The sequence below is a fragment of the Prochlorococcus sp. MIT 1300 genome (assembly GCF_034092375.1).
Classification (GTDB): domain Bacteria; phylum Cyanobacteriota; class Cyanobacteriia; order PCC-6307; family Cyanobiaceae; genus MIT-1300.
In genome coordinates this window covers 892476-915537 of the sequence record NZ_CP139302.1, presented here as the reverse complement: position 1 = coordinate 915537, position 23062 = coordinate 892476, and the positions used below count along the sequence as shown (strand labels likewise).

25 protein-coding genes and 2 tRNA genes are annotated in these 23062 nt (G+C 42.8%); 12 read left to right on the top strand and 15 right to left on the bottom strand.

All coding sequences use genetic code 11. From position 1 onward, the window contains the following. The first annotated feature begins 149 nt into the window (after window positions 1–149). Together cgtA and SOI83_RS04875 are read left to right on the top strand one after the other, a co-directional pair. Window positions 150–1139 carry an Obg family GTPase CgtA gene (gene cgtA / locus SOI83_RS04880; protein WP_320677558.1) on the top strand — a complete coding sequence of 330 codons (990 nt, stop codon included), beginning with the start codon at window positions 150–152 and terminating at the stop codon, window positions 1137–1139. A 73-nt stretch (window positions 1140–1212) separates the two neighbouring features. Further along, a complete protein-coding gene (locus SOI83_RS04875) occupies window positions 1213–1395 on the top strand; it encodes a hypothetical protein (protein WP_320677649.1) in 183 nt (60 codons plus the stop codon). Between the two features lie 63 nt (window positions 1396–1458). On the opposite strand, the gene SOI83_RS04870 is transcribed toward SOI83_RS04875, so the two are convergent. Continuing rightward, window positions 1459–1677, bottom strand: a complete 219-nt coding sequence (locus SOI83_RS04870; protein ID WP_320677557.1) for a CP12 domain-containing protein — start codon at window positions 1675–1677, stop codon at window positions 1459–1461. 142 nt (window positions 1678–1819) lie between these two features. Here SOI83_RS04870 and SOI83_RS04865 point away from each other — a divergent pair, with 142 nt between their 5' ends. Continuing rightward, window positions 1820–2038, top strand: coding sequence for a hypothetical protein (locus SOI83_RS04865; protein WP_320677556.1), 219 nt, complete (start codon window positions 1820–1822; stop codon window positions 2036–2038). A 136-nt stretch (window positions 2039–2174) separates the two neighbouring features. Here the strand turns inward: SOI83_RS04865 and SOI83_RS04860 are convergent, their stop codons facing one another. Genes SOI83_RS04860 through SOI83_RS04850 form a run of 3 tightly spaced genes read right to left on the bottom strand, consistent with a single transcriptional unit; the run spans window position 2175 to window position 5766 of the window. Next, window positions 2175–4106: an ABC-F family ATP-binding cassette domain-containing protein gene (locus SOI83_RS04860; protein WP_320677555.1), complete on the bottom strand. Its 1932-nt coding sequence runs from the start codon at window positions 4104–4106 to the stop codon at window positions 2175–2177. Further along, a complete protein-coding gene (locus SOI83_RS04855) occupies window positions 4103–4777 on the bottom strand; it encodes a DUF2301 domain-containing membrane protein (RefSeq protein ID WP_320677553.1) in 675 nt (224 codons plus the stop codon). Before SOI83_RS04855 ends, SOI83_RS04860 begins: the two co-directional genes overlap by 4 nt. Beyond that, window positions 4774–5766 (bottom strand): glutathione S-transferase C-terminal domain-containing protein, encoded by a 993-nt coding sequence (locus SOI83_RS04850; RefSeq protein WP_320677551.1) that lies wholly within the window; start codon window positions 5764–5766, stop codon window positions 4774–4776. The genes SOI83_RS04855 and SOI83_RS04850 overlap by 4 nt, the downstream gene beginning before the upstream one ends. Before the next feature lie 53 nt (window positions 5767–5819). Here SOI83_RS04850 and SOI83_RS04845 point away from each other — a divergent pair, with 53 nt between their 5' ends. Beyond that, window positions 5820–6734 (top strand): aspartoacylase, encoded by a 915-nt coding sequence (locus SOI83_RS04845; protein WP_320677550.1) that lies wholly within the window; start codon window positions 5820–5822, stop codon window positions 6732–6734. A gap of 58 nt (window positions 6735–6792) precedes the next feature. Here the strand turns inward: SOI83_RS04845 and SOI83_RS04840 are convergent, their stop codons facing one another. Continuing rightward, window positions 6793–7104: a hypothetical protein gene (locus SOI83_RS04840; protein WP_320677549.1), complete on the bottom strand. Its 312-nt coding sequence runs from the start codon at window positions 7102–7104 to the stop codon at window positions 6793–6795. A gap of 326 nt (window positions 7105–7430) precedes the next feature. Here SOI83_RS04840 and psbA point away from each other — a divergent pair, with 326 nt between their 5' ends. Together psbA and aroC are read left to right on the top strand one after the other, a co-directional pair. Beyond that, window positions 7431–8516: a photosystem II q(b) protein gene (gene psbA / locus SOI83_RS04835; protein ID WP_320677548.1), complete on the top strand. Its 1086-nt coding sequence runs from the start codon at window positions 7431–7433 to the stop codon at window positions 8514–8516. Window positions 8517–8686: 170 nt separating this feature from the next. Next, the gene (gene aroC, locus SOI83_RS04830) at window positions 8687–9775 is read left to right on the top strand and encodes a chorismate synthase (RefSeq protein WP_320677547.1); all 1089 of its coding nucleotides are present in this window, start codon (window positions 8687–8689) and stop codon (window positions 9773–9775) included. 315 nt (window positions 9776–10090) lie between these two features. Here aroC and SOI83_RS04825 read toward each other — a convergent pair whose 3' ends face one another. The 6 genes from SOI83_RS04825 to SOI83_RS04800 form a co-directional block, all read right to left on the bottom strand. Continuing rightward, window positions 10091–10789: a bifunctional 4-hydroxy-2-oxoglutarate aldolase/2-dehydro-3-deoxy-phosphogluconate aldolase gene (locus SOI83_RS04825; RefSeq protein WP_320677546.1), complete on the bottom strand. Its 699-nt coding sequence runs from the start codon at window positions 10787–10789 to the stop codon at window positions 10091–10093. After that, entirely contained in the window at window positions 10773–12620 is a 1848-nt protein-coding gene (ftsH3, locus tag SOI83_RS04820; protein ID WP_320677545.1) for an ATP-dependent zinc metalloprotease FtsH3, read from the bottom strand. The genes SOI83_RS04825 and ftsH3 overlap by 17 nt, the downstream gene beginning before the upstream one ends. A 46-nt stretch (window positions 12621–12666) precedes the next feature. Further along, window positions 12667–13830, bottom strand: a complete 1164-nt coding sequence (sat, locus tag SOI83_RS04815) for a sulfate adenylyltransferase (RefSeq protein ID WP_320677543.1) — start codon at window positions 13828–13830, stop codon at window positions 12667–12669. Between the two features lie 177 nt (window positions 13831–14007). Further along, window positions 14008–14820, bottom strand: a complete 813-nt coding sequence (locus tag SOI83_RS04810) for a photosystem II manganese-stabilizing polypeptide (protein WP_320677542.1) — start codon at window positions 14818–14820, stop codon at window positions 14008–14010. 363 nt (window positions 14821–15183) lie between these two features. Continuing rightward, entirely contained in the window at window positions 15184–16503 is a 1320-nt protein-coding gene (coaBC, locus tag SOI83_RS04805) for a bifunctional phosphopantothenoylcysteine decarboxylase/phosphopantothenate--cysteine ligase CoaBC (protein WP_320677541.1), read from the bottom strand. Further along, window positions 16493–16714, bottom strand: a complete 222-nt coding sequence (locus SOI83_RS04800; RefSeq protein WP_414153440.1) for a DUF2555 domain-containing protein — start codon at window positions 16712–16714, stop codon at window positions 16493–16495. The genes coaBC and SOI83_RS04800 overlap by 11 nt, the downstream gene beginning before the upstream one ends. A 76-nt stretch (window positions 16715–16790) precedes the next feature. On the opposite strand from SOI83_RS04800, the gene SOI83_RS04795 reads away from it, so the two are divergent. The 3 genes from SOI83_RS04795 to SOI83_RS04785 all read left to right on the top strand — a co-directional run bounded on the left by SOI83_RS04795 (window position 16791) and on the right by SOI83_RS04785 (window position 17969). After that, window positions 16791–16863: transfer RNA gene (locus SOI83_RS04795), tRNA-Ala, on the top strand. Between the two features lie 357 nt (window positions 16864–17220). Then, window positions 17221–17421 (top strand): hypothetical protein, encoded by a 201-nt coding sequence (locus SOI83_RS04790; protein WP_320677540.1) that lies wholly within the window; start codon window positions 17221–17223, stop codon window positions 17419–17421. Window positions 17422–17639: 218 nt separating this feature from the next. Continuing rightward, a complete protein-coding gene (locus tag SOI83_RS04785) occupies window positions 17640–17969 on the top strand; it encodes a DUF565 domain-containing protein (protein WP_320677539.1) in 330 nt (109 codons plus the stop codon). A 60-nt stretch (window positions 17970–18029) separates the two neighbouring features. Here the strand turns inward: SOI83_RS04785 and SOI83_RS04780 are convergent, their stop codons facing one another. Further along, the gene (locus tag SOI83_RS04780) at window positions 18030–19055 is read right to left on the bottom strand and encodes an aspartate carbamoyltransferase catalytic subunit (RefSeq protein WP_320677538.1); all 1026 of its coding nucleotides are present in this window, start codon (window positions 19053–19055) and stop codon (window positions 18030–18032) included. Next, window positions 19052–19618 carry a DNA-3-methyladenine glycosylase gene (locus tag SOI83_RS04775; RefSeq protein WP_320677536.1) on the bottom strand — a complete coding sequence of 189 codons (567 nt, stop codon included), beginning with the start codon at window positions 19616–19618 and terminating at the stop codon, window positions 19052–19054. The genes SOI83_RS04780 and SOI83_RS04775 overlap by 4 nt, the downstream gene beginning before the upstream one ends. Before the next feature lie 278 nt (window positions 19619–19896). Between SOI83_RS04775 and SOI83_RS04770 the strand changes: the two genes are divergently transcribed. Together SOI83_RS04770 and gatC are read left to right on the top strand one after the other, a co-directional pair. Further along, window positions 19897–20685: a creatininase family protein gene (locus tag SOI83_RS04770; protein WP_320677534.1), complete on the top strand. Its 789-nt coding sequence runs from the start codon at window positions 19897–19899 to the stop codon at window positions 20683–20685. Beyond that, window positions 20682–20978: an Asp-tRNA(Asn)/Glu-tRNA(Gln) amidotransferase subunit GatC gene (gatC, locus tag SOI83_RS04765; RefSeq protein ID WP_320677533.1), complete on the top strand. Its 297-nt coding sequence runs from the start codon at window positions 20682–20684 to the stop codon at window positions 20976–20978. Before SOI83_RS04770 ends, gatC begins: the two co-directional genes overlap by 4 nt. 1 nt (window position 20979) lies before the next feature. Here the strand turns inward: gatC and crtR are convergent, their stop codons facing one another. After that, entirely contained in the window at window positions 20980–22017 is a 1038-nt protein-coding gene (crtR, locus tag SOI83_RS04760) for a beta-carotene hydroxylase (protein ID WP_320677532.1), read from the bottom strand. Window positions 22018–22135: 118 nt separating this feature from the next. Next, window positions 22136–22217: transfer RNA gene (locus SOI83_RS04755), tRNA-Leu, on the bottom strand. A 283-nt stretch (window positions 22218–22500) separates the two neighbouring features. Here SOI83_RS04755 and SOI83_RS04750 point away from each other — a divergent pair. Next, window positions 22501–23049, top strand: coding sequence for a hypothetical protein (locus SOI83_RS04750; protein ID WP_320677530.1), 549 nt, complete (start codon window positions 22501–22503; stop codon window positions 23047–23049). Window positions 23050–23062: the final 13 nt, after the last annotated feature.

The following is a 23062-nucleotide window of genomic DNA, read 5'->3' as shown; positions in this document are numbered from 1 at the left end:
ATCCTTTTTGATGATAAAGCTAAACTGTTGCATACAGAATAGAACAGGGTGAATTAAATGACCCATATAAATTGGTTCACGAGATGTAATCCCTGATTTGTCCCTGGTAGTTTTCCCTTCTTGAGATTTCTCGGTATGAATAGAAGAAAATGCAGTTCATAGATCAAGCAAAGGTAACTGTTAGAGCGGGTAGAGGAGGCGATGGAATTGTTGCCTTTCGTCGAGAGAAGTATGTGCCTGCAGGAGGTCCATCAGGTGGGGATGGGGGACATGGAGGCAAAATCTTGCTGCAAGCAGATGCCAACCTTCAAACCCTTCTAGATTTCAAATACAGGAGATTGTTCCTTGCTGATGATGGTAGTAGGGGTGGGCCCAGTAGGCGGAGCGGAGCTTCAGGCAAAGACTTGATAATAAAAGTTCCTTGTGGAACTGAAGTACGCCACCTCCCTTCAGGCATCATTCTTGGGGATTTGATCTCTGCCGGACAATCTTTGGTAGTTGCGTTTGGAGGTCGTGGAGGTTTGGGAAATGCTCATTATCTAAGTAACCGAAATCGTGCTCCAGAAAAGTGCACCGAGGGAGGCGATGGAGAGGAGTGGTGTTTGCAACTAGAATTGAAATTGTTGGCAGAAGTAGGAATTATTGGATTGCCCAACGCTGGCAAAAGTACTTTGATTGCAGTTCTTTCAGCAGCTCGTCCAAAAATTGCAGATTATCCATTTACAACTTTGGTTCCGAACTTAGGAGTTGTGCGTAAACCGACTGGGGACGGAACGGTTTTTGCGGATATACCTGGATTGATCTCTGGAGCTGCTAAAGGCGCTGGTTTAGGACATGAGTTTCTGCGACATATTGAAAGAACAAAATTATTAGTGCATTTAATAGATTGCTCTGCTCAAGACCCTTGCAATGATTTGAGAGTAGTGGAGGAGGAACTATCAGCTTATGGTAATGGCTTAATTGACAAGGAAAGACTTCTAGTACTGAACAAAACTGAGCTAGTTGAACAAGAAGAATTAGAAGAAATTGTTAATTCTGTGCAAAATGCTTTCAGTAAAAAAGTCATCCTTGTATCAGCTGCAATGGGGCATGGCCTTAAAGATTTGCTGGTAGAAGTCTGGAGGGTGTTAGATAGCTAACATGCAAAATCAAGAATATATACTTGTGTAATTCGTGAGAATTAGTCATAAATAGGTGGAATCTATTTCAATCATGACTTTTTATAGTTGCTTTGATGGACAAGGAAATGTGATCGCAAGATGCCAAACCTATCAAGAGGTGGAAGCCTTGCGCAAACTAGGGCGTCCAATTAATGAAGTGAAGGAACTTAAAAGAGAGGAGGCGGTTGTTTGCTCTTTAACTAGAAGTCCATCCGAATTTGATGAGGAATTTTGAAATAAGTAGCGGCCATCCCCTGTGGGAGATTTCCTCTGTAGAGGATGGCTGCCAAATATTGCATCAATCGTCATAGACCAGGCATTCTGGTTCGTCTGGGTTGGCATCGCAGAATAATTCCAAGGCATTTGGATCATGCTTTTCACCAGGATGATGCTCTTTGTATTCTTCTAGTGAATGAAGCTCGTCAGTTAGATGCCTCACTTTGGCGGCATCTCCTTGTGCCTTTGCTGATTGGATCTCGGATTGATCCTTTTGAATGTGCTCGTCGATGGTGTTCATGAGTCTGAGGCTTTGGCCAGCATCTTGCGACAACTCACGATACGGCCCTTGCACCGTTATGCCATGGGTGGAACTAGTAGTTGGTTTCCTTTACAACACCATTGCCGAGACTAACTAGGGTTTGAAAAAGTAAATTATTCAGTTGCCAGCTGAAGAAATGGGAATAATAAAAGCAATGCATGGCGGTGATGCCCTTAGTGAATTTGTTCGTATGCTTTGGATTAATGACGAAAGCAAGGCTTGCTATGTCTCAAAACAACTACAACGGAAAAGAAGACACACTTGTTTTAGGCCTCTGGTAAAGAACAAGCTAAGTGCTAATCAGCGAAACCAGAATGACCAAATTGCTCTGATTCCATAAGGTGATAAGACTTTTGAGTAGGAATCCTTTTGGTAGAGCCTTCGCCTCTAATTTGAGAGCTTCGCTTCGCGTAGTTCTCAAGAGCGGCATTTCTTTGGAGGGCTCTCAGTCCCTTTTGGCGATGAAAAGATGCTGCCTAAGGAGCCAATTCACTAAGTTCCAACCATCGTTCCTCTGCTTTAGCCAATTCGAGTACCACCTCAGCCAGTTGATTGCTCAACTGGCTGAGGTCTGCATTGTTTTCTGACATGCTTTTTTCAATAAAATTACGTCTTTTTTCAAACTCTGGAAGTTGTTTTTCCAAGATTTCAAGTTCTTTGGATTCTTTGAAGCTCCTCCTCCTAGGTTTATGAGTTTGAAATTTATTTACTTCTCCTCTGTGAGTGATGTTCTTTTCTTTAGATAATTTAGATGTATTTTTTTGAGAGGATTTCTCAGTTTCACAAATAATTTTTTCTCTAGATTTGTTTAAAAAGTCAGTATAGTTGCCTTCATAACGATTAAGTTTATTGTTTTCAAAACAAAAGATACGGTTAACAGTTCTATCTAGAAAGTATCTATCATGAGATACAATTATTACACAGCCGAAGAAATCTTCTAGAAAGTCTTCCAAGATGCTCAAGGTATAAACATCAAGGTCATTTGTTGGCTCATCCAGTAGAAGAACATTCGGAGCTTGTACCAGTAGTCGGCAAAGAGTTAATCTTCTACGCTCTCCCCCCGAAAGTTTTGCTATTGGCAGATGTTGTTGCGCAGGTGAAAATAAAAACCTTTCTAATAATTGAGAGGCTGAAATCTTTTTTTTCTGTAGTTCAATGAATAAGGCTTTTTCTTCTACAAATTGAATGACTGTTGTTTTTAGATCTTTTGGATTTTTTATTTCCTTTGTATGTTGATCTAAATAACCTATATGAATGGTTTCTCCTATGCGCAATTGACCAGAATCAGGTTTCCTAAGTCCAGCTATTAGTTCAAGTAATGTCGATTTTCCTGAACCATTTTTACCAATTATTCCAACTCTGTCATTAGGGGAAAAATTGTAATTAAAGTCTTCTATAAGAATTTTACTATCTTGGTATTTATCTTGTCTTACTTTTAAGCATTCTGCCTCAATAACTACCTTGCCTATTCGACGCTTTAAGTTCTCTATACGTAGCTGTTTTTGATTTGAACTAATACTTTTATTGCGTAAAATCTCTATTCTATCTGTACGGGCTTTTTGCTTGGTACTTCGTGCTTTTGGCCCCTGACTTAGCCAGGCTAGTTCTCTTCTCAAAATACTCTTTAATTTGTGTTCTTTTGACTTATCAATTGAATTTACCTTGCTTTTTTCTTTTAGATAATTATTGTAGTTTCCATGGTAAATGCGTGCGATGCCTTGGTCTACTTCAACCATTCGTGTGCTAATACAATCAAGTACATATCGGTCATGCGTAACCAGCACTAAGGCGCCTTTGAAATTTTTAAGCCAGTTTTGTAGCCATTCCACTGCTATTGCGTCGAGGTGATTTGTAGGTTCATCGAGGAGCAATAAATCAGGGTTAGACAATAGTGCCGACGCTAGCCCTACCCTTTTTTGGAAACCACCTGATAGTTCATCTACAGGTTGGTGCAGATTTTGAATACCTAGTCTGCTGAGGATTTCTTGGCATTGGCTTTCTAGATTCCAAGCTTCTGCATGATCCATCTCTTGACTCAGTTGACCTAACTTTTCTAAAGAAGACTTTTCATTAGGTTTCTGCGCAACTTCTTCACTAGATTTTCGGAAGTTAATTAGCAATTCTTTTTTTTGCCCGCATCCGGCGAGCACTTCTTCTAAAACAGTCCGTCCTTTATGAAAGGAGGTTTCCTGCGTTACATGCTTTATTAGAGTTTTTTTATTACATCTTCTTTCACCTAGGTTGAGTGGTTCTAGCCCTGAAATTACTTTTAATAAAGTTGATTTCCCTGCTCCATTAGGACCAATTAATCCCAAGCGTTCATTCTTCTCAATGTGTAGCGTAAGATCATGAAAAAGACTTTTAATACCAAAGTCTTTAGAGGCTCCTATGAGGCTTAAAACACTCACGAAATTTTAGCGGATTTTTGACTTCTTAGGTAATTAAATACGCTTTTGTCTCCCACATCAGCTGCCGCATCCATGCCAAATTTCCTAAGAGATAAGATTATTAGTAGGACTGAAGCGGAGTTTAATAATGTAAGAGCAATTTCTCCATTAATTAGTCTTGTTAGATGACCTAGGAGTGCACAAGGGACAAGTATTGTTAGGCCAATTGCCTCTGGCCTGCCGAAACAAAAAAACTCTTTAAACCCTACCCCAGTGAGAGAGGCGAATAGTGGACCTATAACTAATATCCAACGAGGTTCTTTTGCTATGACTGTTAAAAGATTTTGTGGCCCAACATATAAAGACAATAAAATAGTAAGAAGTGATCCAAATGCCCATAGTATTTGCAAGGCAATATGAAGAGGTCGAAGATATATGTGTATCCATAAGAGGGAACATCCAAGTCCTATAGACATTGGTAGTAACCATATCCAGGCCATATTTGCGCCTAATAGCTGCCAATGCAATAAGCCAATTGACAAGGAAATCCCACAGAGTAGTAGTGAGATCCGGTAATACTGAACCTCCTTTTCATCATTTTTAGTGATTTTATACCTGCCATATATTCCTTCAAATTCTGGTTCGCTAAGAGAAGAATTAGGGATTCCCTGGCTTTGTTGATTAGTGTTCATAGGGAATAAGGTGATGAGGAATTAGTTATTTTGCTGAGATCTGGACCTGATGGGACAATGGAGCTTGGCCTTAACGGGAAGAGTGCTCCGAAATAGTCCTTTCGCCAGATATCCGCATTACATGTTTCAGCTACACCTTGTAGAGCAAAAAATCTTTGTCGCCATTCCCAAATTTGGTCAAAGCTCCAGAGAGGCTCTTGGCTACAGCCGAATAGAGGTGAGTAAACGATTTCCCAGCGGATAAGAGTTGGGAAAAGTCTTACATCAGCAATCGTAAGTTTTTCTCCACATAACCAGGGACCTTTTAATGAAAGGCTTGTATTTATATTGCGGAGAGTATCAAACAACTGCTTCGAAGCTTTGTCATATGCGGCTTGGTTACGGGCAAAACCGCATCTATAGACTCCATCGTTAACAGTTGGCTGAATAAGCTTTTGCCAGTTATTAATTTCTTCTTTTAAATTCTCTGGGGCCAATTCCATTGCATCCTTTGATGTTGGCCATTGATTCAGAGCTTCAACAAGTTGAGCACTTTCATTTCCCAGAATTACGGGGGGATTAGTTGATTGTTCCCCAGGATCAATCAAGGTTGGAACAGTTGCTCGATGCTTGGGAGGTGCGCCACTTATTTCATAAAGGCCAAGAAGGGTCGTTTGCTTTAGCCATGGAGGATTAATAGTCCAGCGGCCACTTTTGTGATCAGCATTAGCTACTAGCAAAGTAATGCTTTCACTCAGCCCTCGAAGACAGTGCATTAGCCAGGTACGGTGAGCCCATGGACAGCTTCTGCCAATAATTAAGCGAGGCAATTGTTCTTTTGGGCGTTTGGTCAACTCCGCAAGAATGGGAATCTGTGCTTTTTGATGTTGGCTCGGTGGCCTTTGGTAGTTCCCTTTACTGTCAGCTGGGGCGAGGCCATTCATTAATTGGTTCCATTGCCATTTCCAGGCGCATCTGGCAGCGGCAACTACTGCTGGGGGTATAGACATTGCTTCCCTTTGCAGTGATTTTGAGTCAGGCTAGCGGCAACCATTAATTCTGAATGTCACCCATTTCGGTACTTTTGGTAGCAGGAACTCATGGAAATGAGGTTAATGCCCCCTGGCTTTTTGATCAGTGGTCGAGAAATCCTGATTTGATTGATTCCCATGATTTGGAACTGAAAAAAGTCATTGGCAATCCAGCTGCTTTATCCGAAGGTAAACGTTATATACATAGTGATTTAAATAGGAGCTTTCGCAAAGAGTTGCTGAATTCTTCTAACTCTTCAGTTCAAGAGGTCTTGAGAGCTAAGGAGCTTGTGAGATTGTTCGGACCTAATGGAAAACATTCATGCAAGTTTGCAATAGACCTTCACAGCACTACATCATCAATGGGAAGCAGCATTGTTATATATGGCCGAAGATCAGTTGATTTGGCTGTTGCGTCTCTAATTCAATACCGGCTAGGTTTGCCTGTCTATTTGCATGAAGGTGATCCTAATCAGCAAGGGTTTTTAGTCGAGAATTGGCCATGTGGATTGGTGATTGAAATTGGACCAGTCCCCCAGGGTGTTTTAAAGGCATCAATTATTGAAAAGACTCGCTTGGCTTTATCGGCTTCTCTTGATTGTCTTGCAAAGCTTTCTTGTGGGGAAGCTAGGTTCCCAAACCAATTGGTGCTTCATAGGCATATTCAAAGTCTAGATTTGCCAAGAGATTCAGATGGACAACCTATTGCAGTGTTGCACCCAGAGATTCAAGGCCGAGACTGGCAACCGATAGAGCATGGATCACCATTGTTTATTAAGGCAAATGGAGAGATCATTCGCTCTAATTTTAAGGAAAAATTAGTACCGGTATTTATTAATGAAGCAGCATATTTGGAAAAAAAAATAGCCTTAAGTCTAACTAAACGAGAAGTATTGGCATTTGATCAAAACTGGGCAGTCGAATTAAATAGTTTATTGTTTTCTTGAGATGATTTTCACAAGATTTCAGATCATTAAAACTTGAGAATTGCTTTCACAAGTTTATTCAGCCACAAGCCCACTGTTCCTTGGTGGCATGCTCTTTGGAGCATGGTAAATCGCTTTTACTTCCATCTGCCCAATAAATTCTGAGCCGATCATCTTTGGTCCCTATTCGGAACGTGATTGACTTAATCGGACCAATAGGGGTTTTTGCGTCGAGTTTTGGGGATTGAATAATTTGTTGCCCCATTAGCTCTTCGAGATTTTTTATTCGCTGTTGAAATCTATTATTGCTAGTCAATTGGACTATCCCTAAGACAAGCAGCCCTGTGCCAATGGTCAAGGTGGGAAGTAGCGAATAGGGAGACCTGGACATTGGGTTGGTTGACCTTCAACCAGCTTTGAAGAACTAAGTTTGAAGTTAACAGGTTGTACGGAAAAATTAAGACTGTGAACTCTATATAGGGTTTAAATACTCTTTAGCCTGATCAGCTTAAATGGTACTAGCTATGGCTCACTATCCGTTGCTTGCCTGTTGGGGGTATTGCTTGACGGTTGTTTAAGAGGTACTTGGATTTCGTGATTTGCTCACAGATATTGCATTGAATCCTTTAAAGTCACCTCGGTAGGTACATCCTGCCCTTACTAGCTGTCCCACTCTTGGGACTCTTTTCAGGTAAAACTCCGTCTTACTAACTATCTATGACCACTTCTATCCGCGACAGGGGTAGATGGGAACTGGATTCCTGGGCCACTTTCTGTGAGTGGGTCACCTCCACCAATAACCGAATTTATGTCGGTTGGTTTGGTGTGTTGATGATCCCTTGCCTTTTGGCCGCAACCACCTGCTTCATTATTGCTTTCATTGCGGCCCCACCGGTCGACATTGATGGTATCCGTGAGCCAGTTGCAGGATCCTTCCTCTACGGAAATAACATCATTTCCGGAGCCGTTGTGCCTTCAAGTAATGCCATCGGTCTTCACTTTTACCCAATCTGGGAAGCTGCGACTCTTGACGAGTGGCTTTACAACGGTGGCCCTTACCAATTGGTTTGCTTCCACTTCCTTATTGGTATTTGTGGATGGATGGGACGCCAGTGGGAACTTTCATACCGCTTAGGTATGCGCCCATGGATTTGCGTTGCATACTCCGCTCCAGTTTCTGCAGCATTTGCTGTGTTCCTTGTTTACCCATTCGGTCAGGGATCTTTCTCTGATGGAATGCCCTTAGGTATCTCCGGAACTTTCAACTTCATGTTTGTGTTCCAGGCTGAGCACAACATTCTTATGCACCCCTTCCACATGTTTGGTGTGGCAGGCATGTTTGGTGGAAGCTTATTTTCTGCCATGCATGGTTCTCTCGTTACTTCTTCACTTGTTCGTGAAACAACAGAGAACGAATCTCAGAATTACGGTTACAAGTTTGGCCAAGAGGAAGAGACCTACAACATCGTGGCTGCCCACGGTTACTTTGGACGTCTGATCTTCCAATACGCCAGCTTTAACAACAGCCGTAGTCTTCACTTCTTCTTGGCAATCTTCCCAGTTGTTTGTGTTTGGTTGACTTCTATGGGCATTTGTACCATGGCATTCAATCTGAATGGATTCAACTTCAACCAGTCAATTATTGACGCACAGGGCAAGGTTGTTCCTACTTGGGGAGATGTGCTTAATCGCGCAAACCTAGGTATGGAAGTAATGCATGAGCGTAACGCTCACAACTTCCCTCTAGACCTTGCAGCTGCTGAAACAACTTCAGTTGCTCTTGTTGCTCCTGCAATTGGTTGATCACGACTAATACTAAAAACTCTTCTTAAAGAGACCTTTTAGGAATGTCTTCAAAGCCCCCTCTATGAGGGGGCTTTTTTTATGGAATAAATTTTCTCATCTGGTTTTGACCAAGGATTGCGGTCTGCTTTGCCTGGAGTCCTTACGCTCTAGGTCAGAGTGAGTGTTTTATGGGCAGTATTTTCGGGGACTTGTTCCGCATAACTACTTTTGGTGAGTCACATGGTGGTGGGGTAGGAGTCATTTTGGAGGGTTGTCCTCCTAGACTTGAATTAGATATTTCTATGATTCAAGCGGAATTAGAGAGACGTAAGCCTGGTCAGAGCAAGATCACCACTCCTAGGAAGGAGGGAGATCAAGTTGAGATTTTGAGTGGGATGCTTGACAACCAAACTCTTGGTACTCCTATTGCGATGCTTGTTAGGAATAAGGATCATCGCCCAGGGGATTATCAAGAAATGAAAATGGCATTTCGACCTTCGCATGCCGATGCTACCTATCAAAAGAAATATGGGATCCAAGCGAGAAGTGGGGGAGGACGAGCCTCAGCTCGAGAAACTATTGGTCGAGTAGCTGCTGGAGCAATTGCCAAACAACTGCTAAGAAAAACCCACAACACCGAGGTATTGGCTTGGGTAAAGAGAATTCATGATATTGAAGCTGATATCAATCCTGAGAAGGTCAGGTTTGAGGATGTAGAGGCAAATATTGTTCGTTGCCCTAATTCAGTAGTTGCAGCTCATATGGTTGAACGAATTGAGCAGATTAGTAAAGAAGGGGATTCTTGCGGTGGCCTTATTGAGTGTTTTGTAAGGAATGCTCCTGTTGGTTTAGGCATGCCAGTTTTTGACAAATTAGAAGCTGATCTTGCGAAAGCAGTGATGTCATTACCTGCAACTAAAGGTTTTGAGATTGGTTCTGGCTTTGAGGGGAGTTTTATGAAGGGCAGCCAACATAATGATGCTTTTGTTCCCAGTGCAGATGGTCGCTTAAAGACTGCGACAAACAATTCAGGAGGGATTCAAGGTGGGATTAGTAATGGTGAACCTATTGTCATAAGAGTAGCTTTTAAACCCACAGCAACTATTCGGAAAGATCAACAAACTGTTGATTTAGATGGGACACCAATCACCCTCGCTGGGAAGGGTCGCCATGATCCTTGCGTGCTTCCAAGGGCAGTCCCAATGGTTGAAGCAATGGTTTCTTTAGTACTTGCTGACCATCTTTTGAAACAGCAAGGTCAATGTACTTTTTGGTGAGGGACTATTTTTGGTTTTGAAGAGTTAGGTAAGTACTAATTGCTTGTTTCCATTCGCAACTGCAGCAGAGTTATTACTTATGATTGGTTTGGTTGATGCAACTTTTTCCTGACTTAGACTTGGTACCAATTTCAACCAGTTTTTCTACTACTTAAGAAGCAGAAACTTTTTTGTGGCGACGGTTGAAAATTCCCTTTTGAAGTTGGGTGATTAGGGTTGCAGCCTCAAGACTGAGCTTGATAGTTGACTGAGAAATCGAATACTTAACACCTGTCATATGTAGCAGCTGATTCTCATTTTAACCAAATGTAAGGTTTAACTTTTGCTCAACCCTGCTCTTAACCATGCTTGTAAATCAGGGTCAATCTGATCATCTTCGATGAGTTTCCGGCCAAGGGTTAATGCGTCATATCCATTCTCTAGCCATGGTTTTAAGTCTGCAGCTCTTAGCCCGCCAGCGGCAATAATGAATGGCAAGGAGGGATATGGAATCTGCAGTTGTTTTATATAGTTGATTCCAATATTGGATGCTGGGAAAACTTTTACTAATTCACAGCCTGATTGATGTGCTTCATGAATTTCTGTAGGAGAGAAAACTCCTGGTATAAGAAGTTGTTTGAGCTTTCTGGCATGCAAGAGGAGGGGAGGGTCCAAGTAAGGACTCATTGCATAAGTCAAGCCAAGCCTGGCTACTTCTTCCAATCCTTCGATATTTGTTATTGAGGCTGCTCCAAGGGAAATATTTGTAAAGTTCTGCCTTAATTCTTCAATTAGTTCAGCCCATGCTGGATGGGACGCCCAAGCTATTTCGATATGCTTTACCCCTAGGTCGTTGAGTTTCTCGATGGTTTGAATTATTGGACGGTTTTTTGGAAGTAATTGGTCTAGATCTTCCTTAGATGGTCTTAGGACTATTAGGAGAGGTTGTTTTCGTAGAGCAGCAATTAAGGCTTGCTGCTCATTTCTCAAGCTATATGAGTTGTTAAGAGAACTGGGGTCAAACGTATTCAGCAACTTTTACATCTCGGCGGATGAGAAGTTCTTGAAGGTCTTCGGCGTCTACGGTTTCTTTTTCAACAAGCATTTCGGCTAATTCATCTAATACTGATCGATTATCTACCAGTACCTTTGTTGCTCGTTTGTAGGCTACAGAGACCAGGTCGGATACCTCCTCATCGATAGTGGCAGCCGTGTCTTCAGAGAAGTCGCGTTCGGAGGCTATATCTCTTCCAAGGAACATGCCTCCTTGAGAACGACCAAGAGCAACTGGCCCTAGCTTTTCGCTCATTCCAAAGCGTGTAACCATTTGTCTGGCGACTTGTGCAACTTGGGTTAAGTCATTGGAGGCTCCAGTAGTTACTTCGTCTTGGCCATAGACAATTTCCTCTGCTACCCGACCTCCTAAAGCTACTGCCATTTGATTTTGCAGATAGGCTCTTGAATAAAGTCCTGATTCCATGCGTTCTTCGCTTGGGGTAAAGAAAGTTAGCCCTCCGGCTTGTCCCCTGGGAATGATGGAGATCTTTTGGACAGGGTCGTATTCAGGCATAAGGGCTCCAACAAGTGCATGCCCCGCTTCGTGATAGGCAACTAAACGCTTTCTTCGATCACTCATTACACGATCTTTTTTCTCTGGACCAGCCATAACACGTTCTATGGCGTCGTTTACTTCGTCATTACTTACCTCAGTGAGCTCATTACGAGCAGCAAGGATTGCTGCTTCATTAAGCAAATTTGCTAGATCAGCACCTGTGAAACCTGGTGTTCTGCGTGCCACCTTATCCAGGTCAACATTCTTAGAAAGGGTTTTGTCTCGTGCATGAACCTTGAGTATTTGCAACCTTCCTTTGTAGTCAGGTCTATCAACTACTACTTGGCGATCGAACCTACCAGGTCGCATCAACGCTGCGTCTAGTACGTCTGGCCTATTGGTTGCCGCAACAATGATGATTCCTGTATTTCCTTCAAAACCATCCATTTCAGTAAGGAGTTGATTAAGCGTTTGCTCTCTTTCATCATTCCCGCCACCTAGTCCTGCCCCCCTCTGGCGCCCTACGGCATCTATTTCATCAATAAATACAATGCAAGGAGAATTTTTCTTTGCTTGTTCAAATAAGTCTCGTACTCGACTAGCCCCAACTCCAACGAACATTTCTACGAATTCTGAGCCAGAGATTGAGAAGAAAGGAACAGCAGCTTCTCCAGCCACGGCCTTTGCTAGAAGAGTTTTGCCGGTTCCTGGAGGCCCAACTAGCAGGACCCCTTTAGGGATTTTTGCTCCTACTGCAGTAAAACGGTCAGGATTTTTTAGGAAGTCAACAACTTCAGTAAGTTCAAGTTTTGCCCCTTCGATTCCTGCTACATCACCAAAAGTCACCTGTGTAGAAGGTTCCATTTGAAGGCGAGCTTTACTTTTCCCAAAGTTCATAGCGGGGTTGCCGCCTCCACCTCCTTGGGCTCGACGAAATAGAAAGAACAGCCCACCTAATAAAAGTAGAGGGAAAATGAGGCTGCCAGCAGCCTGCTGCCAGGGGTTTGCCTGCCTAGTTGGTTGAACTGCAATATCAACATTGTTATCTGTAAGCAGTTTTAAGAGATCTTTGTCAGGCGCGAGATTGACTTCTGAACGCCTTCCATCGCTCTCAACAACTTGAGCACTGCCTTGATCAGGTGAAATCAGAACACGACTCACTTGGTTCTCTTGAACAGCCTCAATAAAATCGCTGTACCGAATGGTTCTTGAGGTTTGCTCAGTAGTTGGCTTGTCGAAAAAAGCTGTACCAACAATGATCACTACTCCGACTAGGAGCACGTATAGCCCTACATTGCGCAAGCGTTTGTTCAATGTCCTTTAGCCTGTAGTGAAGGAATGTTAATAGGCAGACTAGTGCTCATGAGGATCGCAACACTTCAACAACGCTTTTAAAGGCGAACCACTCAGGTATTTCCTCCCCACTTCTGAGCATTTTTCGGAATTGCGTCCCGCTGAGTTTCTTCACATGAAGGCCCCTTGTCTCAGCATGTTCGGCAGTTACGTAACCCTCTTCTTCCGTATATACAAGATTGAGTGAGGGGACAGTTTCCATAGCTAGTTCTGGAGCACATTCCCGGGCAAAGTTTTGAGCTTCGTAGGGCCCGTAAAAGTCTTCGCCATTTAGGGATGACTTACAGCCGGCCATGTCTCGGCCAATAATGAAGTGGGTACACCCGTAGTTTCGTCTGATGATCATGTGTTGAAGGGCTTCCCGTGGTCCAGCCATATGCATTGCATATGGAAGATATGCCCATCTAATTCTTTTATCTTTTACTTCTTCAGCTAGGCGCTCATACGTTTGAAATCTCGTTTCACCAGGAATATCGTCATGTTGGGTTGGCCCACAAGTTGGATGGACTAGTACAACGGCATTTTTGCTTACATTCTGCGCATGTAAGGCGCGCGTAAAAAGTTCATAGTGAGCTCGGTGAATTGGATTGCGACATTGAAAAGCAACTACATCCTCTCCCGGGGGAAGTTCAGTTCTTAATTGAGCGGGGGTCTTGCAGGGAAATACTCTTTTGGGTAAGGCAAGACCTTGTAATCCCCCACCTAAATAGAAGCGTTTTCTCTCTAATGCAATCATTCGAACAGCTGGATGTTCTAGTGATGTTGTTCCATAACAACCTTTGGCTTCGATTACTTTGTCTGGTTCCCATTTGTCTTCTATTTGAATAATGGCTAAATCTTGTCCTTTGTAAGTAAGTAGTACTTGATCTCCGATGGATATATCCTCTCGATCTGTATCTAGAACAATTGGGAGGCCAAATAAATGGCCAGATGTGGTTCTATAGCCTTCTACTACAGCTTCATAATCTTCCTGGTGCATAAATCCACGTTCAGGTGAGAACCCCCCAACGATTAGAAGCTCTATATCACATGCATTGCGATCAGAACATTCCAACTTCTTAGTGGCAGAAGCTTTTGCGTCTTCATGTTGATTGGCCGGTAGCATTAGATCTACAAGCTTTCCACCGCATGGGGTAATAACCCCATCGGATTGGCCTGAAGCAGATTGCATGATGATCTTTGAAATTCTTGGGAATACCTTGGGGATTCTCTCAGATTGATGGTTATAGCGTTTTGGGAAAGGGCTTGTAACCAGCATCCAATAAAGAAGGGGCCCAAACAGGGCCCCTTCTTTATTGGATGCTGGTTTGATTCAAGTTCAAAGTGACTTAAGTCAAGTTTTTACTGATCAACCTTTGCGACCATAGACAACACCAGTGATTTTGACGTCTTGGGCTGTCTTGCCACCCATGTCAGTGTCTCCAGTCTGATAAGCAACGAAGGTTCCTGTGAACTCATCGGTATCAGAATCAACACTGTCAATGTTCAAAGTGATGTCGCCTTTACCTTCGAGATAACGCTTGGTGTTCTCGGCAGTAAGTTCCTCATCATCACCACCTAAAGCTACAAGTCCTTGTGCATAGTCAACTCCAGTTGTTAGAGCACGACTTTTTGGATCAAGGAAGTTACTGGTCCTATAGCTAGGAGTACGAGTGGTGCCTTTGAATTCAGTGCCAGGAGTGATTGAAGAAGAATTTGAGGTTGCCTCAAGTTCTTTTGCAGAGAAGACCAAAGGAACTTCAGTGCCACCTGGTGTGAGAACGGTGATCAACTGAAAATCAATTCCACCTTTCTCAGTAAACGTTCCACTACCAGAAATGTCTCCGTAGACTTGCTCAACGGTTGTGTTGTGGATTGGGCTAATGATCTTGGTGGGGACGAAGCCAGCTTTCTGACGTCTATTACCTTCAACTTTGACAAAGATTTCAGTGGGTTGAAGGCAGATGTCGTTGAGGGTGTCACCTGAACCAATGCCTATGGATCCATTGGAGCCATTTGCAATGGTTGGGCAATCGTTAGCTTTGCCAGTATTAACTATGTCGCCATATGTGGCGTTCCCCCTTTCGTTGCCTAGAACGAACTCAGCGGAGACACTGCTTGGAGCAGCTAAAAATGTCAGACAGAAAGCCAGCACCAGGGCCAGAAAAGGACGAAATAGCATGGGAGGAAGCCGAAAGGCCAGATAACTGCGGTTATTACCGCCCAACAGGGCAACTGGGATCCTACAGGGGCTAAATAGGTCATCTCACGAGCTTTTTGCAGCTCTCAACAACCCGTCGCTTATTTTGAGGGCGACAAAAGCCCTAATTAGGCAAGGTGTGTTTTCGCTTAAAACCCTTTACTAATAAGGGCTTTGGACCTTGCTTGATCAGGGTCGGATGAGGGTCGCTGTCGAATTTTTGGCGGATTTAGCGTGAAAAGGCAGTTTCACTTATAGACATTTATTTTGACTATTTGAGAGGGTAACGGGTCCAAATTGCCCCTTTTGAGCCTTTTGAGTTGAACTCTGATCAGCAGAAAGTGCTTATTGGGTACCGACAGCTGAGGAAGAATCCGGATGTTTTGACTGTATTTCGGCCTTTAAAGCAAGGATTTCATTAAGCAACTCATTGGCTAGAGCAAGTTTTGAGGTTTTTGGCAATTCAACAGCTTTTTTGTTGCTTGTGATTAGCCAACCACCGTTGGTGTTGGATTCGAAGCCATAACCTGGGCGGTCAATGGGATTCGCAAATAGAAGATCGCAACCTTTTTGTCTTAATTTCGCTTCAGCTGCCTTTTGGATTTCACTCTCAGTGCCGGTGAGAGCCGTAAATCCCAGCACAATCTGTCCAGGTGGTTTTCTGTTAACTAGCTCTTGAAGTAAGTCTGGGACTTCTTCAAGGTTTGGAGGTAATACAGCAAGAATTTTTTGTTTCGAGAGTTTTTGAGAATTCGAGTGGTTTTTGAGCCTTATATCTCCAACTGCTGCCGCCATTGCGACTGAATTTGCGTTGGCTTGTAATTCTTTTATGAGGGCTTGCATTTCAGATGCTGTACGAACTTGATAGCTATTTATCCCTTCTAACCAACTTTTTGAAGGGAGTTGAAGTGGTCCATGAATTAAATCAACTTTCGCTCCTCTTAATCTTGCTGCTTGGGCAAGTAAAACCCCCATTGCTCCAGTGCTGCGATTTGTGATTATTCTTGCCGCGTCAATTTCTTCATGGGTTGGCCCAGCTGTAACAAGGATCTGGTGCTTATTAAAGTCTTTTAATAGCACTCCATTTTTATTTGTTTGGCTTAGCCCACTTTCAATTGCTAATTCTATTAATTCTGGGTCGGCCATCCGACCATCACCTAAACGATCACATGCCAACATCCCTGGTTCAGGAGATATACATAGAACTTTTGGATATTGTTGAATTTTTTCCCAGTTTCTCCTTACTGCAGGGTTGCTCCACATTGCCGTATTCATGGCTGCAGCAGCAACTATTGGCTTTTCAGATGCAAGTAGCAGACTTGAGAGAAGGCCTTCACCAATTCCATGAACCCATTTCCCCAGGGTGGTTGAACTAAGGGGGGCTATGACAATTAATTCAGCCCATTCTGCCAACTCTATGTGTAAAGGCCTACTCGCTAAAGGGCTCCATTGATCATCATCTTGATAACATCTATTTCGGCTTAATGATGCAAGAGAAATAGGGCTTACTAGCTTTGAAGCACTTGGGGTAACCAAGCAGCGAACATCAGCACCTTGCTTCGCGAGTGAGCTTACCAAGAGTGGTGTCTTTACAGCCGCAATACTTCCTGTTACCGCGACTAATAGACGACGTCCTTCTAGAAGACTCAGTTGCTTAGTCTTCATCAAAGGGTTCCTGATCGATTAGGTGAAGATAAGGCCTTGTCAGCTCTGGGCGATGTATAGCCAAAGCTCGGATTAGATGCCAATCGCCTAGTCCTGCAAAAGGTGTTGGATAGTCATCCTCTTCAAGCCTCTTGGCTAGCACGGCTATTGATTGTTCATCAAATTCTTCAAGACGCTTTTGTGTGATTGCAGACCCAGTATTAGTTCCCATAATTTCGAGGCTATCCATTTTTAGTACTGAATTTGCCATCACTAGTTATTTTGCCTGGACGCTAGCTTTTGTTAATGGGGAATTAGCTCAGTTGGTAGAGCGCTGTGATCGCACCGCAGAGGTCAGGGGTTCGAATCCCCTATTCTCCATCAAATTCGTTAAGCAAAGATGGCTCAAAAGATTTTTGTAGAGCAGATCTCTATGAGTTTTCCTGAATAGCAAAGGATTATGTGTCAACATTAAATTTCCTAGCACTTGTTAGTTAGATCAAATTTCTTTTTTGATGAGGTAAGCGGGTGGTTCAGTTGATCAGGATTCGAAGCGCCAATCGCCATTTTTTCCTTCTTGGACTTGCTTTTTTGGCAACTCTTTCGGTCTTGGCACGTCCTTCAGCGTTAATAACCTTTGGCTTCATTGCCCTTGCAGGAAGTCTTTCAGGCTGTCGCAAACCCCACATTTCATAGTCATATGAGTTAAAAGGGGTTACCAAGAAAATAAAGAGTTCAATGTCTCAATCGAAACGTGAGCAGGTGGTTAGTCACTTGCGCTATGTCCGGCAAGAACTGCGTGAGATGCATCAAGGGGTTTTAGAGGATGGTTTGCTGCCCGAGGCTGGCGAAATACGTGGAGTTATGGCGCAGATGGAAGCTCTTCTAGAGTTGCTTGAGGGTAAGTCTGTGAGGAAGTTAAAAGCAGAGGCTAATTAACCAGAGATTATTCACTCTGGAATAAATTTCATCTCTGTGTGTTACTTCCTTCGCTAAATTTAGATTTCCTAAGTCTTTAATATAGAGAAAATACTTCTTTAGATTCCACTCTGGAAATATTATGCTTATGGTGTAAAAAGATATTGCACAGTGGTTTTTGTGGTTCTTCTCATTGCAATAAACCCCTGTCCAAAAAGCTTTTATTGATCGCAAGCAAGGTGCAGAACACTCGTCTTCACAGAAATGTCGCTCTAAGTGTCAAACGCTTAGAAAGTTGGGCAGATAATCCATGGCGAAGAAGTTCTTTGTTGTTGATACTTCTACTCGTTGGATTTTTTTTAGGCAGCTCTGTGGGAATGATTAATGGTGCACTGGCTTTGATGGATCCTGTGGGTGCTTTTATAACCGTTTTGTTTCTGGAGATAATGGTCCGGTTTAGAAGACAATGGCCTCTATCTGGCCCCCCTGCATTTACTCGTCAACTTTTAGATAATGGAAGAATAGGTCTTCTTTACGGCTTGCTAATGGAAGGCTTTAAGCTTTTGTAAAGGGTATTGGTTTTCAAATCACGGTAGGGATTTTGAAAAATAGCTTCTAAAGTCTTTTATCTAGTCCAACGCTGATTTCATTTTGGTCATTAAATATAAGAGTGCCATTCTGATTGGGATTCCATTTTGAACTTGCTTGTCTACAAGACAAATAGATTTATCGTCTAGTAGATCTCCACTTAATTCTATTCCACGGTTTACAGGCCCAGGGTGAAGCACTGGGACATGTCTCCCACATAATTTAAGTTGATGATGAGTTAAGCCATAGTCAAGGTGATATTGATCAAGGTCAGTGAGTAGGTTTTGACTCATCCGCTCTTTTTGCAACCTGAGTGCCATGACCGCATCAGCTTCAGGCAAGGCCTCCTCAAGTGAATAGAGTATTTTGATATCACCTCTTTTTTTAACCGGGTCTTTTTTTTGTCCTGGTGGAGGTTCGTCTACAAAGGCTTTGAAGGTGTCAGGAAGCAGGCTTGGAGGTCCGCATAAAATCACATCAGCACCACATGCGGTCAGGCTCCAAATATTTGACCTGGCTACTCGAGAGTGCAAGATATCTCCGACAATTACTATTTTTTTGCCATTTAATTCCTTTGAAGAAGGTTTTTGAGGGTTGAAGTGACTTGCCAAGGTGTAAAGGTCTAAGAGTCCCTGGCTTGGATGACTGTGAAGACCATCTCCTCCATTTAGAACTCTGGTGTTTGAATTTGTTTGATCTAAGGCATTGGCTATTCTTTGAGGAATGCTGCTTGAGTTGTGGCGAATCACTAGTACATCAGCCCCCATTGCTACATAGGTAAGTGCTGTATCAACAGGTGTTTCTCCTTTGCTGAGTGAACTGGTGGCAGGGGTAAAACTTTGGACGTCTGCAGAGAGACTTTTTGCTGCTAATTCAAAGCTGCTTCTAGTACGGGTACTTGGCTCAAAAAACAATGTTGCAACTAAACGTCCTTGTAATGCTGGGAGCCTTCGGGCTCCTGTTTTTGGGATGGAACGAAAGCGGTGTGCAAGCTCTATTACTGAATCGAAGTCAGCAATAGAGAATGCGGCCAGATCAAGAATATGTCGATGATTCCAATTGCTCATAGCAGGTCACTGGTTGATGGGATCCACGCTTGACTTATTGACGGCTGTCGGTCTCCTTGGGAGCGTTTACTAACACTTCTACTAGAATGGAGATACCACCTCCATTTCAAATCCTTCGCTTTAGAGATACCGATTCTGGTTGTCGACACAAGATGGGCTTTCAGTAGGTTTGAAGGTTTGCAAGTTATCCATATGCCATTTTCTATTGATAATGGCAAACTGTCATGAGAAAGATTTAGAGACAATCTTTTAGCTAAAAGACCAGGTCCGGAGGCTATTCGCTCATCTTCATTTGGTATGGCTAAAGAACGTAAAAGGACTCCGTTTGCCAATTCTTTTTGGCCAGTTACTACATTGACGCAATGATGAATACCATAAGTTAGATAGGTGTAAAGGATGCCTGGTTCTCCAAAAAGACTTTCGTTGCTTTTGGATCGACGTTTATATCCATGACAACCTTCTTCAATTTGTGAATAAGCTTCTGTTTCGACAATTACTCCCCAAAGTACCTTGTCATCTTGTTGACGTTTAAAAATTAGGCATCCAACCAGCTCTGGGGCCACTACTTCAGCTGGACGGCAAAAAAAAGACTTTGCCAAGATTTTGGGTGTGGTTGGTAGAAAAACGATATTGGAATTAGTTATTTTGAATATCAGTTTATATGTAGTGATAGGAGACGCTTGAATTTGATTGTTTTTTTTGTCTATATGGTGAGAAAATCGCTTGGTCATATTCAGAGGTGCCTCGCAGAGCCTATTTTGCTTCGAATAGGTAGTCATCCCTAAAGAACAATTAGGCAAGGCACCAGATTGAATAAGTGTTTAGATTCAGAGGACCAGTAATGTCATCCCAAGTTCCAGGGCCAGTTGACAAGATCAGCATGATTCGATTGGCGCTTAAAAGTTGGCCAGAAGTAGAAGATTATCTAAGTAAATGTAAGGCTGTGATTCTCCCCATAGGCTCAACTGAACAACATGGTCCCACTGGTGCAATTGGTACCGATGCTTTGACTGCTGAAGGGGTTGCCTTGGAAGTTGGGCGTCGAACTGGAGTGTTAGTTACGCCTGTGCAGGCCTTTGGCATGGCGGAACATCATTTGGGCTTTCCTGGAACTATGAGTCTTCAACCTTCAACTCTGATGGCAGTTCTTAATGATTTGATTTTGTCATTAGCTCGAAATGGTTTTGAAAGGATTTTTGTCATTAATGGACATGGTGGAAATATTGCTACCGCCAAGGCTTCTTTTGCACAGGCTTATGGAACTGCATTAGGCCGTGGCTTGCCCTCATCAAAGAATTTGCGGTGCAAGATTGTGAATTGGTTTATGGCTGCGCCTGTCTTTTATGAAGCCAAATCTTTATATGGTTCAAAGGAAGGTCAACATGCGACACCTAGTGAAATTTCTCTCACATTGCATTTGGAACCTAGTTTGATTGGCAAGATGAGACCTTTGCCTGAGCCTGCCCCTGCAGGCCCTATTCATGGGCCTGAGGATTTTCGCCGGTTATATCCTGATGGCCGCATGGGTTCTGATCCTTATTTGGCTAAGCCTGAGCATGGGGCTAGATTCCTTGATAAAGCCGCCTCAGCGCTTAGCGAGGATTTGGAAACTTTTTTGAAGCAAGTATGACTCGGATCACTTCTGCAGATGTTCGCAAAGTTGCAAACCTTGCAAGACTTAATCTCCCTGAGAAAAGTATTGATAGGTATACCGGGCAACTGGAGAAGATTCTTGAATATATTGCTCAATTGGAGAAGATAGACACTACTGATGTTGAGCCGACTACTAGGGCTGTTGAAGTTGTCAATATTTCAAGGGAAGATTCTGTGACTCCTACACCTGTAAGAGAGCAAATATTAGATCTGGCTCCACAGCGTGAGGGTGATTTCTTTAGAGTTCCGAGGATACTTTCAGATAAATAGATTACTTTTCCTTTTGGAATGGAATAACTGCTGTTTTATGAAGCAGTGATATCCAACTTCTTCTTAGCCTTGAGGTAGGGAGTAGTTTTGCTATAGGACGCATTTTGCTGCGTCGTTTTTTGTGACTTCTAACTCCTAGTAGTACATCATAGAGAAAGTTGAAGCCATCTGACTTTGTTTCAAAAATCCCCATTCTTTGAGGTGATCCTTTGGCGTCTAAAAGAGGTTTTGTTGCTTCGTATGCAGGCTTGTATTCGAACCAGGGAATTGACGGCCATAAATGATGAACAAGGTGGTAGTTCTGCCCCATTATTAGTAAGTTCATAACTCTACTTGGATAGACTCTTGCATTTTTCCATTTATTTCTTGATATAAATGGCCTATGAGGTAAGTAATCAAAAAATATTCCTAAGGTTACTCCTACCATTAGTGCAGGACCAAACCAAAGGTTATATATAACGTTCATAAAATCATATTTTATCCCTGCAACAACAATCGAAATAAAAAGGCCACGTTCTAATCCCCATTGAAGAAGTTCATATTTGTGCCAAAGTTTTCTTTCGAAGAAAAAATATTCGTGATAAAAGAATCTTGGAGCTATTAGCCAAACTGGACCAAATGTGCTGACAATATGATCTGGATCATTTTTAGCATCATTCACGTGTGAATGATGCTGCAGGTGGACTCTTGTAAAAACAGGAAAGCTGAATCCAAGCAATATTGCTGAGCCATGTCCCATTGCTTGATTGATCCAACGATTGGGATGCGCTGCGTTATGGCATGCATCATGAATTACCGTCCCTTCCATATGTAAAGACAAAAAGGCAAGGCCTACTAAAACTGGTAATGGCCAGTTGCCTTGATACCACTCCCATATGGTTAGAGCTGCAAGGCAATATCCTCCGAAGAACAGGCCAACAGTAGGGTTCCATGCATTAGGCGGATCCTTGTACTGCTTCAAAATCTTTTGCCAATCAGCAAAAGATTTTGAAGTGTTATGAGCCTTTTTAATTTGAGTGCTAGCTAATTCTTGAGTCATAGTTCATCAGAACCTTCGCAAGTTACTTGAGCTCTCACAACGGATACCCAGCGGGGGCTTGACCCCCTACGAACAAGGCCAATAGGTATATCCAGTGTATCTATTGTTTTTTTCATAATGCCCACCGGGAGACTTGAACTCCCACGACCGAAGTCACTGGTACCTAAAACCAGCGCGTCTACCAATTCCGCCAGGTGGGCCAAATGTTCTCCCTTGTAAGGACAAGGGAGGCTTGGAATCCAGTTTATACATCCAAGTAACTTCTCGATCTTGAAAAATCTTCTGTTTGAGGCTGGTTTGGACATTAGATTTGCATCAGATGAGTCAATAAGCCATTCCCAGAGGGTTTTTGCTTTCTTGGAAAGGGTGATGGATTTCAATTAACTCGAGATAAACCTTATAGATGGTTTTTCCTTTCATCTTCCTGGTGACAGTGGCCCTATTGATCTCACCCATCAGAATGAAGTAACGCTTGTTTGTGCAATGTTGGCAACTATTGCCGGAGACCTTGCAGTCTTATTAGGCCTGTTGGTTTTGTTGCTTCCTTTGTTTTTGACAGAGCTAAGCCGACCACGGGATGCATTAGTAGGGGCTGTTTTTTTATTGCTTGGATTGGTTTTGATCACTAGTCATGATCGTTTATTGGGATCACCGATGCTTGCAGTCCTGTGTGGGACATTTCTAATAAGCAGATTGGGACTAGAAGTTGTTCAGAGTCGCTGGGCGGCTTTAAGTAGCCAGGAGAAAGTCCGGATTGGCTCCATCGAAAGATGGACGACAAGTTTTGATCAGCTGAAAAAGGCCTTTTTGAATCTTGGAGAAATTGCGGGTGAATTTTTAAAATTATTTAGAAGTAAACCCAAGCCAAGTTCAATAGGGAAGAAATGGGTTCGTCCAGATGTTCAGAAAGAGCAGTCCACTCAAGAGGATTCAAGGGGTGCACTAAAGGAGGTAATGTCAGCGAGTGCACCAGTTGACCAAGAAACCAAGGAAACCCGCTATGAGCAGAAGCCTTCTTCTGAAGATTTTTAACCCTGTTTCTTGA